Here is a 12,721-nt window from a genome sequence, read left to right as displayed (position 1 = left end):
AGGAGCTATCATATGAATGAAGGCTATATATTTAAAAAAGAAGAAATAAAGGCGTTAAAAATATTTTTAAGCTTATTCTTTGTTATATTTTTTGTGTACGATTTTGCTGCAAAGGCTGTTGTCCTTTTATCCGATGAAAATCAAAAACTAGCAGATGTTTTAGGAGAAGGATTAGGTGTAGGGCTATATAGTTTGATGGTTGGATTATTCTTTATCGGACTTTATTTTTTGAAATGGAAAAATCCGTATGTTGTGAAGTATATTATTTTAATTGGCTATAATATATTGGATTTTATTAATAACTTCATTATTTATTACGGAAGTGATGCGGAATTTGATAGCGGTAATCTAGTAGAAGGCTTCTTTATTTTATTTGCACCAATCTTTGTGAATAAAAGATACTTTTGGTTAGTTGCCGGAATTATTGTTGGAAAATATGCACTGATGGGATTTGTTGTTCAATCTTTTATTGTTCTTATTCCAATGGCATTATGCAGTGGGTTTGTTATTATATGCTGGATTATATTTTTAAGATTCCAGTCCTATGTTCGCACACTTGAAATGATGGATAAAGAAATACAAAATGTAAAAAAACTAGCGACAGTTGGACAAATGGCGACAGTAATTGGCTATAAAATTAGAAGACCTCTAGAAAAAATGAAAAAACTAGTGGATAAGCAAGCAAAAAAGCATCCAGAAGATAAGATTTATAGTGATATTATGAAGCAAGAAATAGAGCGAATTTATACCATTGCTACAGAGCTAAGTGGATTTGAGAAATCTAAATCAATTGAAGCAGAAACTTATAATATAAAAGAAATTATCTCGTATGTTATCCGAGTTATGGAAAAGCCAGCAGTAGAACAAGGCGTACACATACAGGCTATTTATAGTAAAGATATCCCTCCAATTACATGCGATGAAAAACGATTGAAACAAGTATTTTTTAATTTAATAAAAAATGCTATTGAAGCAATGCCAGTTGGTGGGAATATTACTGTAAAAGTATTAGTAGAAGATGTTATTATCATTCAAATAAAAGATGAGGGCTGCGGCATTCCTAAAGATAAAATTCCAAAGCTCTATGAAGCTTTTTATACAACGAAAGAAACTGGAACAGGCTTAGGATTGGTAGTTACAGAGAAAATTATTAAAGACCACAACGGTAAGATGAGTTTTGAAAGTGAAGTTGGAGTTGGAACGACTGTTGAGATCATGTTGCCGACATAATGATAAAATATTTAAAAAGGGAAATCACTTATTTGAGAGTGTTTTCTTTTTTGTAGATGGAAGTGCGGCATTATAATGATGAGAGTGTATAATAAAGTTGTCTGTTATTTGTTTTAATTTATTTGTAATTTTTTTGGCCTCGGTAGCGAGGCCTTTTTTTATCCCGCTATTTGCGGACCATCTTCAAACTTTGTGGATACGAGAGAGTGATGTGGGAGTCACTGATTGAAGGCTCACTTTATATAATTTTCGAGAAAAATGATGGTACAATATATGAATGATAAGAGAAGAGAGGATGAAGATTGACGTATGTACGTTACTGTAACAGAAGCAGCATATAAAAAGATTATGGATACGATTCCAAGCGAAGCGAAATATATAAAGTTATTTTACGATAATGAAGGTTGCGGTTGTGTTATGAGCGGAATTATCGATTTAGTAGCTGTAGCAGAAAAAGATGAGCGTGATGTAGATATTGAATCAAGTACACTTAGCTTTATCGCAGATCGTACAAAGCTTGTATTTATGGATGATAAGTTAACGGTTGATTGGCATGAAGGTGGAGGGACTTTTCAGCTGAAAAGCCCGAGCCAGTTTTATAATCCAAATATGAAGTTACACGTTCGAGTGTAACAAAGAAAAGACCGTTCAAAAATATTTTTGAAGCGGTCTTCTTTAATTATATAAGGTGTTACTATTTTCTTTTTTGTTGATAAATCGATATTCCTTTTTGAATCGCCGATATAATTTCGTTTACCAAATGAGCTACTTAATACAATGAAATGTACATATGATTGAATTTTCTGTATAATACTCTTTGCGGAGGGGATACGCATGAGAAGATGGGGAATTGAATTATTAATTTTAAGTGTTGTTATTATTTGGGGCATTAACTATACGATTGCAAAATACGGACTTTTAGAATTTACCGCAATTGAGTTTACCGCGCTTCGAATGATGGCTGCGGCACCACTACTGTTATTACTTACATTTTTTATTGAAAAGTCGCTTTACATGGAGCGAAAAGATATACCAAGATTAATCATTGTTAGCGTTGTAGGGATTGTACTGTATCAAACGCTATTTATGGAAACTGTTAAATATACATCCGCTACAAATGCCTCTTTACTCATTTCTATTTCACCAATTTTTACAACTGTATTTGCGATTTTCTTGAAACAAGAAAAGTTTTCTTCTCGAAAGTTCATTGGTTCTATCATTGCCTTTGCCGGTGCTGCATTAGTTTTAGTAGCCGGGCATTCACTCGCTAGTTCTTTTTACGGAAATGGAATTGGGCTAATTACATCGATATGTTGGGGGCTTTATCCCGTTTTAGCAGGGCCATTAATTGAAAAATATTCAGCACTTCGTGTTACAGCATGGTCGGCATTAGTTGGAGCGATTCCGCTTGTATTGTTAAGTGGTCCACATGTATTTGTCATGCCATTTCACATTACACACGGAATGACACTATTTGCCTTACTATATTCTATTTTCTTTGTAACAGTATTCGGTTTAGTGATGTGGTATGTTGGTATCCAAAAAATTGGAGCATCACATACGATGGTATATATGTATATTACACCGCTTGTAGCTGTTTTATTTGCTGCAGTATGGACAAAAGAATATGTATCGTTACAACAAATAATCGGTGGAATTATCATTTTCTTCGGTCTATGGTTTGTGAAATCAGAGAGGGTACAAGTACATGCTACTGCGGGGGAACCTATATCAAAATAGGAAAACAGATCACCAATGATCTGCTTTCCTATTTTTTTATTTTTGGTAAGAAGATAAGAAATAAGATCGCAGTAATAAGTGGAATTAAGTTTAAAAATGGAAGACGGAAGAGTGTAATAAGAATAATGCCTGGAAGAAGGACACCGAGGACAGCGTAGAAAATACTATGTTTTTTTGTGTACCAATACAATGAAAGTCCAATAAGTGCAGGGACAATGAGGTGAATGAGAGCCATTAAAAAATAAGTCATTAGACGCCCCCTTTATTTGTGTGCTTATTACATCATATCCGTATTTTCATAGATTGATATCACTTTTTTCATAAATGGACGAAAAATGTTTGGAAAAACGTCACAAATTATGAGGGTATGATGTTTAAAATCTTGTATAATATTATTTCATAAAAACATTTAAACAACATAAACAGCGTGTTTATGTTGTTTTTAATTTGAGTGAAATGGATTTTTAAGTAGTATGAGCTCGAAAAAATGAGTTATACAGCTTTTGTTGGATAGATGAAAACTACTGAAGAGGAGTACAGCATGATTAGTATGTCATTAAAATCGTTTAAAATTCAATCGTATTATTTACTAGCTATTCTATTACTAGGCTGGATGTTAACACCATTTTCAGCGCATTTTTTAGGTGCTGGAATTGGACTTATTGTAAGTATGTACTGTGTTTGGCTTTTAGGAAGACGGATTGAGAAGCTTGGAGATAGTATTGTAAAGAAGACGAAAGCACCGACGCTCGGTATGTTCAATCGTTTTGCAGCTGCCATTTTGGGCGCTGTGATTATGTACGAAATTGAGCACCATATGGTTATGTGGGCATTCGCAGTAGGGATTATGGGCGGTTATTTCTTAATCGTTGTTAATTTAGGTTACTACAGCATGAAGGATGAGAAGGAATTAACGAAGAGCTAAAAGAGCTTCTTTTTTAGATGGAACAGAGGATCCAGCGTTGGATAGAAGCGGTCAGAGCCTTTTTTGTTCCCATGCGGCGTAAAACCAGAAGGATGTAGTGAGTGGGAAAATAGTTTATATGTTCGAAGCCATGATTTGCATGTGTGGAAATCTAAGTATATAAATTGGTTTTTTGTAGATGGGATGATCCAGCGATGGGTAGAAGCGGTTAGGGCTTATTTTAGCCTCATGCGGTGTGAGACCAGAGGGATGTAGTGAGTAGGAAAATAATTTATGTGTTCGAAGCTGTGATTTGTATGTTTGAAAATCCGAGTATATAAATTGGGTTTTGTAGACGGGATGATCCAGCGATGGGTAGAAGCGGTTAGGGCTTATTTTCGCCCCATGCCGTGTAAAACCGGAAGGATGTAGTGAGTGGGAAGATAGTTTATATGTCTGAAGCTGTGATTTGTATGTGTGAAAATCTAAGTATATAATATGAAAAATATAAAGAAAGAAGCTTACGTGCAAACGTAAGCTTCTTTTTTATGTAAGTGTGTGTAACCGTTAAGCCGCATTGGGTTTTGTCGGTGAGTACGCGAAACTTTACGGTTACACGACACTTATTCATATGAGTAAAGGGTTATTTCAACAGAAAACTTGTAATTAAGCGATTGGACCGCCTAAGTTAATAATGTCTTCAGAAACGCTTTCGAACTTTTTGAAGTTCTCTTTGAATTCATTTGCAAGTTCAAGTGCTTTTACTTTGTAAGCAGCTTTATCATCCCAAGTTTGTTCAGGCATTAACACTTCGTCAGGTACGCCTGGTACGTGAAGTGGAACTTCAAGACCGAAGATGTCATGTTTAGCTGTTTCAGCTTTTGCAAGTTCGCCGCTTAGCGCTGCTTGAATCATTGCACGAGTGTAACCTAAGTTCATACGCTTACCAATGCCGTATTCGCCACCAGTCCAGCCAGTGTTTACTAAGAATACTTTCGCATCATGTTTCTCGATTTTTTCACCAAGCATTTCAGCATAGCGAGATGCATCAAGTGGTAAGAATGGTGAACCGAAGCAAGTTGAGAATGTAGCTTGCGGAGATGTAACACCGCGCTCTGTTCCCGCTAATTTACTAGTATAACCGCTTAAGAAGTGGTACATAGCTTGCTCTTTTGATAACTTACTGATTGGAGGCAATACGCCAGATGCATCAGCAGTTAAGAAAATAATTGTATTTGGATGTCCTGCAACACTTGGCAGTACGATATTGTCAATCGCATGCATAGGGTATGCAGCACGTGTATTTTCTGTTAAAGTAGTATCGTTATAGTCAGCGATACGTGTTTGGTCATTAATGACAACGTTTTCTAAAACTGAACCGAATTTGATTGCATCGAAGATTTGTGGTTCTTTCTCATGAGAAAGGTTTACACATTTCGCATAGCAACCGCCTTCAATATTGAATACGCCGTTATCAGACCAGCCATGCTCATCATCCCCGATTAATTTACGGTTTGGATCAGCAGATAATGTTGTTTTACCTGTTCCAGATAAACCGAAGAATAGTGCTACGTCGCCTTCTTCGCCTACGTTTGCAGAGCAATGCATAGAAAGAATATCTTGTTCAGGTAGTAAGAAGTTCATGATAGAGAAGATTGATTTTTTCATTTCACCAGCGTATTCTGTACCACCGATCAGTACGATACGTTTTTCGAATGAAACCATAATGAATGCTTCAGAATTTGTACCGTCAATTGCTGGATCTGCTTTAAAGTTCGGTGCAGAAACAATTGTAAATTCTGATTCATGATTTGTTAATTCTTCTTCAGTTGGACGAATAAATAATTGGTGTACGAACAAATTATGCCATGCGTATTCGTTAACAACTTGAATTGGTAGGCGATAGTTACGGTCAGCGCCGGCAAATCCTTTGAAGACGAATAACTCTTCTTTTTCCTTTAAGTATTCTAAAACTTTCGTATATAATTTATTAAAATGTTCTTCAGAAATCGGTTGGTTCACTGCACCCCAAGCAATTTTGTCAGCAACCGATGCTTCTTTCACAATAAATTTATCTTTAGGAGAACGTCCTGTGTATTTTCCTGTTGAAGCAGAAACTGCACCAGTAGAAGTTAATTTCCCTTCATTTCGCATTAATACTTTTTCCACTAATTGCGGAACACTTAATTGAATCTGTGCATTGCTTCCGTTCAATAATTCATGTAAACCAATTTGGACATTCACAGTACTCATATTTATATACCATCCTTTTCATTTAATGAAATATTTCTCTCGTAATCCCTAGCAAGAGTATAACACAATTATATAAATAATGTATACTATTTATTTATTTTTGTTTGTGTGAATGTATTATTTCCTTATTTATATTTCATTCTATACTTATGGAGAAAAACTTTTAGGAAAATGTGAATATTAATTGACAAATGAATATCATTTCTTTAGTATAGGTTGGGACGGATACTCTCTTATCCCGAGCTGGCGGAGGGACAGGCCCGATGAAGCCCAGCAACCTCACTTGTAGTGGTAAATACAGGTGAATAGGTGCTAAAACCTGTGCGAGGCTAATGGTCTCGAACGATAAGAGCAAAGGGCAAAAAGCAGTATGCAAGTAGCAAATTAAACCTTTCCTCTATGTTAAGTGGGAAAGGTTTTTCTGTATGCTTGTGTGGGAGAATAAATGTATGTCGCAGTTTGTGGCAAATTAAGGATGAGTTCCGTACAATATATACAATTACTGTAGGGAGGTTTACCACATGACAAAAAAACGTCATCTGTTCACATCTGAGTCTGTAACTGAAGGACATCCAGATAAAATTTGTGACCAAATTTCTGATTCAATTTTAGATGCGATCTTATCAAAGGACGCAAATGCACGTGTAGCTTGTGAAACAACTGTAACAACTGGTTTAGTATTGGTAGCGGGGGAAATTACGACTTCTACTTATGTAGATATTCCGAAAATCGTTCGTGAAACAATTCAAGGCATTGGTTACACACGCGCAAAATATGGATTCGATGCAGAAACTTGTGCAGTTTTAACATCTATCGATGAGCAATCTGCTGACATCGCTATGGGTGTTGACCAAGCGCTAGAAGCACGCGAAGGTCTAATGACTGACGCTGAGATTGAGGCAATTGGTGCGGGAGACCAAGGTTTAATGTTTGGCTTCGCATGTAATGAAACACAAGAATTAATGCCACTTCCAATCTCGCTTGCTCACAAATTAGCTCGCCGTTTAACTGAAGTACGTAAAGATGACACATTATCATACTTACGTCCGGATGGAAAAACGCAAGTTACAGTTGAGTATGATGAAAATGGTAAACCTGTACGTGTAGATACAATTGTAATTTCTACACAACATCATCCAGATGTTACATGGGAAGAAATCGATCGCGATTTAAAAGAACATGTAATTAAAGCTGTAGTTCCAGCTGAATTAATGGATGGAGAAACGAAATTCTTCATTAACCCAACTGGTCGCTTCGTAATTGGTGGACCTCAAGGTGATGCTGGTTTAACAGGACGTAAAATCATCGTTGATACTTACGGTGGATACGCTCGCCACGGTGGCGGTGCATTCTCTGGTAAAGATGCAACGAAAGTTGACCGTTCTGCAGCATATGCAGCTCGTTATGTTGCGAAAAACATCGTAGCAGCTGGTCTTGCTGAAAAAGCAGAAGTACAACTTGCATACGCAATCGGCGTAGCACAACCAGTATCAATTTCAGTTGATACATTTGGCACTGGTAAAGTATCTGAAGACGTACTAGTAGAACTAGTTCGTAACAACTTCGATCTTCGCCCAGCTGGTATTATTAAAATGCTAGACTTACGTCGCCCAATTTACAAGCAAACAGCAGCTTACGGCCACTTCGGACGTACTGATGTAGATCTATCATGGGAACGTACAGACAAAGCTGCAGCTTTAAAAGAGCAAGCTGGTCTATAATATATGAAAAAAAGCTTTGCGCGGTGAGCGCAAAGCTTTTTTTATTTTGTTTTACTTATTATTTGGATACATGAATTACAATATGTTTTTCCTTCTAGCTCAATATACTTTTTCATATTCGTCATGCCGCTTCCTGGAAAGGGCATATGAATCCATGCTTTTTCGTACGTTTGTATTTCTTTTTCACATGATTTACAAACAGTTGGCTTTTTTTGAAACATGTGAGATCAACCTTTCATTTGACGTGCTTTGCCCGCGCAAAATGCACTGCTCAGTAAGAAGAGTGTTGCGAATATAATGCTCACTAATGTGGCGTATGGAATTGCTCCTTTTAGAGAAAAGCCAACAGTAATGGAAGCGACGAATAAGAGGATGAATGTTGTTGTTAATTTTTTATAAAGTTCCATAATAGGTAGACCTCCTTATTTAGAAATAGAACGCTTAAAAATAAAATCTACTATATAGGCAAGGGCAAGTGGAATGGCCGTGCTAGTCAAATAGTAACGAATACCACCATCAGGCATCAGTACATACAATTTTAAGAAATTTATATCAAATCCGTAAGCGATGCATTGAAACAGGGATAAAATAATAAGGAATGGTATAATAGGTACATATCGTTTTATGTTATAAAACATAAAAAAACTCCTTTATATGGATAAATATACTTATATTGTATCATATTGAATTCTTTAATTTATACATAATTTTACAAAGTTAAATGAAAGGAAAGATGAAAAATGAGCGTAACCGAACATAAAAAACAAGCGCCAAAAGAAGTGCGCTGCAAGATCGTTACGATTTCTGATACGCGTACGGAAGAGACAGATAAGAGTGGACAATTATTACATGAATTGTTAAAAGAAGCAGGCCATACAGTGACTTCTTATGAAATTGTAAAAGATGATAAAGAAAGCATTCAGCAAGCAGTGTTAGCTGGCTATCATAAGGAAGATGTAGATGTTGTATTAACGAATGGCGGTACTGGTATTACGAAGCGTGATGTCACAATTGAAGCAGTATCAGTTCTATTAGATAAAGAAATTGTCGGATTTGGTGAGTTGTTCCGCATGATTAGTTATTTGGAAGATATCGGAAGTAGCGCCATGTTAAGTAGAGCAATCGGCGGCACAATTGGACGCAAAGTAGTCTTCTCAATGCCAGGGTCTAGCGGAGCAGTTCGTCTTGCAATGAATAAGTTAATTTTACCGGAATTAGGTCATATTACATTTGAGTTGCATCGCCAATGAGTAAGTTTGCTGGAATTGTATTAGCGGGTGGTATGTCGAGTAGATTCGGTGAACCGAAAGCGTTGGCGAGCTGGCAAGGGAGTACTTTTATTGAGCATATTTTAAAAGGGATGATAACTGCGATGCAAGAAGTTGTAGTCATTAGTCACTCCGATATAAAAGAGCGAGTAGAGCAATTCGTACAAGTTCCTGTTATAGAAGATATTCCGCATTATAAAGGAAACGGTCCACTTGCTGGAATTGTATCAGGAATGGAATATATCGAAGCAGATTGGTACGTGATTATGCCTTGCGATGCGCCAAATGTTTCAAAAGAGTGGTTTCCTATTTTATTAAAGCAAACGAGTGATGAGTATGATGCGGTTGTACCTATTATTAATGGAAGAAAACAGCCGTTACTTGCAGCGTATCATAACCGTGTGAAAGAGAAGATTTACACTTTACTTCAAGAAGAGAAAAGAAGTATGGGGCAGCTTTTATCACAATGTAATGTGAAATATGTTGCTGGAGAAGATGTACAAGCGAATGCAGATTGGTTTATGAATGTGAATACGAAAGAAGAGTATGTACAGGCTCAAAAAAACCTTTTAAATGAATGAAAGGTTTTTTTGATATACAGAAATTGGGGAACAATTACTGTATAAAGGTATGTGAGTAAGTTGATTTTAAGGGGAATTTCTTAAAATCATCGTACAGTAAAAATTACTGTATAACCATATATTAATTTTTATGGGTTTTTATTACAAGTCTGTTTGTTTATATGTCTTTTTGATATAATGAATATAGAAATAAAGCGATATTTCACCTTATGTATCATTTAGTAAACGAAATTTTATAAGTGTGTAATCAACTCCCTCTGTCTAGTTGAAGGGAGTTTTTTGTTATGAAATTGATTCATATACATCTTTAGTTCTATACGATAGACATAGAATATATTTACAAATATAACATTTGATGGGTAGCTGAATGGAGAGTCCTGTTTTATACTAATATTGTGTCACCCCTTCTAAGGGACAGTGCACAACCGGTGATTGGCTAATGGGAACATTCTCATTTTGCCAGTGCCGGTTTTTTATTAGATAATGATGGTAATAAATTTTTTGAGGGAGGGATCGTTTTGAAAAAGATAGATTTTACTTCTATGAGAGAGAAAGTAGCTAGTTTTTATATTTATTCTATCTCTTTTCTTGGTTTAATTGCTGTTGTCATTTCCTTATTTTTAAGTGAAATGCCTTCCCATTTTATACTACTTTTGTTGTTAATTATGTTTATGGGAATTACTGAGTATTTTCCTATCCGCATTTGGAGAGGGGGGATCACACTCAGTCTTACGCTTATTTATACAATGAATTGGCAGTTTGGAATACATATAACTGTTGTTTCGTGTGTGGGTGTGATGTTATGTATCCAATTGTTGCGCCGATTACCTATGCAAAGGACGGTATTTAATTGTGCGCAACTTGCTCTTAGTATCGTATTGGCAGAATGGTTTTCCAGTGGATGTTTCTCATTGTTTATTTCTGGAATGAATCTTTCATTTTTATATGAAAAATTCATAATTTTGTTTTTATTCAGCGCATTCCTTTGCCTTTTTAACAGTTTATTTTACGATCTTTTAATCATACTGCTTCCTCAGCCCTATCCACTAGAAGAGTGGCGTAAAAAGAATATGTTAGTACTCTTGAGTTTGAGTTTTTGTTTATTTTATTCTTCACTGATACACATGTTAGATTACCGATATCGCGGAGTGATGGATGAAATTATGGTCCTGTTCTTCTTTTTCCCGCTTGTGGCAATCTGTATCATTAGCTCTTTCGTTAGACAAATACGGGTGGAAAAAGAACGATTATATAAGCTTTTTTCCATTACGACGGAATTAAGTCGTGGACTATCTGCCGGCAACTTACAGCAGATGAAACAATCACTGAAAGGATTTCTAGGAATACAGGCATATGTTTTATGGGCGAAAGATGAAGAGAAATGGACACTTTTATTAAAGGATGGAAAAGTACATCGTGATATTTCTAATTATTCTGACCTACATAAGGAGTTTGAAGAGATATCAGAAACTGTTGTTGTTACTGATTGGAAAACAGGTATGGCTCCGGGAGATGAAGTGTTTGAAAATACGATGCGCTCTCTTGTGTATTTACCTCTTAAGGTAAATCATGAATTAGTTGGAATGTTTGTGGCAGGGAAAAGCAGGAGTGCGAGTTTTATTACTGAAGATGTGCAAACTTTAGCTACGTTTGCCAATCAATTAGGTAGCTTGCTTAAAACACGGACACTCATTTCTGAACAGGAAAAAAGAACGATTTTAGAAGAAAGAAATCGAATTGCTCGTGAAATCCACGATGGAATCGCACAAGCATTGGCCGGAGTGATATTTCAGATGGAGTCAGCTCAGAAAAAATATGCAGATCGACCAAAAGACATGCAGCAAGTGGTAGATACAAGCATAAAAAAATTACGGAAGAGTTTAAGTGAAGTTCGTTATTCTATTTATGCTTTAAAGCCATATCCAACACAAAGATTAGGACTAAAACAAGCAATTATAAATAAAGTTCAATCCTTAAAACAAGAATATGGTCTAGCCATTACATATCATGAAAGAGGCCGTTCTCGAAAACTTAGTTTTACGAAAGAACGAGTTATCTTCGATACTTTGCAGGAGAGCTTGCAGAACATTATAAAGCATGCAAAGGCAGATAAAGTTGACATTTTATTAAGCTATCAACGGGAACATGTACTTTTAAAGGTAAAGGATAACGGAATTGGTTTTTCTCTTTTTGAATCGATGATTAAAGCAAAGCATGAGCCGCACTATGGTATATTACATATGAATGAACAGGCTGAACAGCTAGGGGCTGTCCTTCAGATTGATAGTTCAGCAGGAAAAGGGACAGAAATCACATTGTTAATTCCAGATTCAGAAATGGGGGAGGATTATCATGATTCGAATATTAGTAGTGGATGATCATACTGTTTTGCGTGATGGAATTCGAAGTATATTGGAACTCGAATCTGATATGCGAGTAGTTGGAGAAGCTGTTTCCGGGGATGAAGTAGTAAAAAAAGTGGAAGAGTGTAGGCCTGATTGTATCTTAATGGATATTAATTTACCAGGAAAAAATGGTATTGAGGCTACAGCACTCGTGAAAGATCAGTATCCGAACTGCCGTGTTCTCGTATTGACTATGTATGAACATGATGAATACTTGATGGCTGCTCTTCGGGCAGGTGCAGACGGTTATTTACTGAAGGATTCATCATCCGAGCAGGTAGTGGCGGCAATCCGAATGGTATTACAAGGAGATTCTGTGATTCATCCGCGTATGACTAAAAAGTTGATTACATATCATCAGCAAACGAAATCAGAATCAAATGAAAATGAACTAACAGAGCGTGAAAAAGAAATACTGTTTGAATTGGTTAAAGGTCTTAGCAATAAGGAAATTGCTGAAGCTCTATATATCAGTGATAAGACAGTTAAAATCCATATTAATAAGATTTTCAGAAAACTGAATGTAAAAAGCCGTTCACAAGCAGTCATATATGCCGTGCGAAATCAGCTTGTTCCATTTTCTTAAATAAAAATCATTTAAAAGAACTACCCCGCACTT

Annotated in this window: 14 protein-coding genes and 1 riboswitch; of the genes, 9 read left to right on the top strand and 5 right to left on the bottom strand. The window is 36.1% G+C overall.

Going from position 1 to position 12,721, the window contains the following annotated elements:
• Positions 1–12: 12 nt before the first annotated feature.
• From COC96_RS13855 to COC96_RS13845, 3 genes are all read left to right on the top strand, one after another.
• A complete protein-coding gene (locus COC96_RS13855) occupies positions 13–1,230 on the top strand; it encodes an ATP-binding protein (protein WP_098269411.1) in 1,218 nt (405 codons plus the stop codon).
• A 309-nt stretch (positions 1,231–1,539) separates the two neighbouring features.
• Positions 1,540–1,863: an iron-sulfur cluster biosynthesis family protein gene (locus COC96_RS13850; protein WP_098269410.1), complete on the top strand. Its 324-nt coding sequence runs from the start codon at positions 1,540–1,542 to the stop codon at positions 1,861–1,863.
• 201 nt (positions 1,864–2,064) lie between these two features.
• Positions 2,065–2,970, top strand: a complete 906-nt coding sequence (locus COC96_RS13845; RefSeq protein ID WP_098768926.1) for a DMT family transporter — start codon at positions 2,065–2,067, stop codon at positions 2,968–2,970.
• 28 nt (positions 2,971–2,998) lie between these two features.
• Here the strand turns inward: COC96_RS13845 and COC96_RS13840 are convergent, their stop codons facing one another.
• The gene (locus COC96_RS13840; protein ID WP_097904695.1) at positions 2,999–3,220 is read right to left on the bottom strand and encodes a hypothetical protein; all 222 of its coding nucleotides are present in this window, start codon (positions 3,218–3,220) and stop codon (positions 2,999–3,001) included.
• A gap of 291 nt (positions 3,221–3,511) precedes the next feature.
• Between COC96_RS13840 and COC96_RS13835 the strand changes: the two genes are divergently transcribed.
• On the top strand, positions 3,512–3,895 hold the full coding sequence (locus COC96_RS13835; protein ID WP_098269408.1) for an ATP synthase subunit I: 384 nt from the start codon (positions 3,512–3,514) through the stop codon (positions 3,893–3,895).
• Positions 3,896–4,540: 645 nt separating this feature from the next.
• Here COC96_RS13835 and pckA read toward each other — a convergent pair.
• The gene (pckA, locus tag COC96_RS13830; RefSeq protein WP_098269407.1) at positions 4,541–6,127 is read right to left on the bottom strand and encodes a phosphoenolpyruvate carboxykinase (ATP); all 1,587 of its coding nucleotides are present in this window, start codon (positions 6,125–6,127) and stop codon (positions 4,541–4,543) included.
• A 230-nt stretch (positions 6,128–6,357) separates the two neighbouring features.
• Positions 6,358–6,479, top strand: a riboswitch (SAM riboswitch).
• A gap of 169 nt (positions 6,480–6,648) precedes the next feature.
• Here pckA and metK point away from each other — a divergent pair.
• Positions 6,649–7,848 carry a methionine adenosyltransferase gene (gene metK / locus COC96_RS13820; RefSeq protein WP_088232311.1) on the top strand — a complete coding sequence of 400 codons (1,200 nt, stop codon included), beginning with the start codon at positions 6,649–6,651 and terminating at the stop codon, positions 7,846–7,848.
• Positions 7,849–7,889: 41 nt separating this feature from the next.
• Here the strand turns inward: metK and COC96_RS13815 are convergent, their stop codons facing one another.
• From COC96_RS13815 to COC96_RS13805, 3 genes are read right to left on the bottom strand one after another with little or no spacing between them, the layout of a single operon-like run.
• Positions 7,890–8,069, bottom strand: a complete 180-nt coding sequence (locus COC96_RS13815) for a hypothetical protein (protein WP_098269406.1) — start codon at positions 8,067–8,069, stop codon at positions 7,890–7,892.
• Between the two features lie 6 nt (positions 8,070–8,075).
• The gene (locus COC96_RS13810; RefSeq protein ID WP_000424805.1) at positions 8,076–8,255 is read right to left on the bottom strand and encodes a hypothetical protein; all 180 of its coding nucleotides are present in this window, start codon (positions 8,253–8,255) and stop codon (positions 8,076–8,078) included.
• A 15-nt stretch (positions 8,256–8,270) separates the two neighbouring features.
• Entirely contained in the window at positions 8,271–8,486 is a 216-nt protein-coding gene (locus COC96_RS13805; protein ID WP_098269405.1) for a hypothetical protein, read from the bottom strand.
• Between the two features lie 102 nt (positions 8,487–8,588).
• Between COC96_RS13805 and COC96_RS13800 the strand changes: the two genes are divergently transcribed.
• The 4 genes from COC96_RS13800 to COC96_RS13785 all read left to right on the top strand — a co-directional run bounded on the left by COC96_RS13800 (position 8,589) and on the right by COC96_RS13785 (position 12,688).
• On the top strand, positions 8,589–9,098 hold the full coding sequence (locus COC96_RS13800) for a MogA/MoaB family molybdenum cofactor biosynthesis protein (protein ID WP_098269404.1): 510 nt from the start codon (positions 8,589–8,591) through the stop codon (positions 9,096–9,098).
• On the top strand, positions 9,095–9,697 hold the full coding sequence (locus COC96_RS13795; protein WP_098269403.1) for a molybdenum cofactor guanylyltransferase: 603 nt from the start codon (positions 9,095–9,097) through the stop codon (positions 9,695–9,697). Before COC96_RS13800 ends, COC96_RS13795 begins: the two co-directional genes overlap by 4 nt.
• A gap of 518 nt (positions 9,698–10,215) precedes the next feature.
• Positions 10,216–12,075, top strand: coding sequence for a GAF domain-containing sensor histidine kinase (locus COC96_RS13790; RefSeq protein ID WP_098269402.1), 1,860 nt, complete (start codon positions 10,216–10,218; stop codon positions 12,073–12,075).
• Positions 12,050–12,688 carry a response regulator gene (locus COC96_RS13785; RefSeq protein WP_098269401.1) on the top strand — a complete coding sequence of 213 codons (639 nt, stop codon included), beginning with the start codon at positions 12,050–12,052 and terminating at the stop codon, positions 12,686–12,688. Before COC96_RS13790 ends, COC96_RS13785 begins: the two co-directional genes overlap by 26 nt.
• Positions 12,689–12,721 lie beyond the last annotated feature (33 nt).

Origin of the sequence: Bacillus cereus, assembly GCF_002577405.1 — a bacterium.
GTDB lineage: Bacteria > Bacillota > Bacilli > Bacillales > Bacillaceae_G > Bacillus_A > Bacillus_A cereus_AU.
This window is presented reverse-complemented; position numbering and strand designations above follow the sequence as displayed.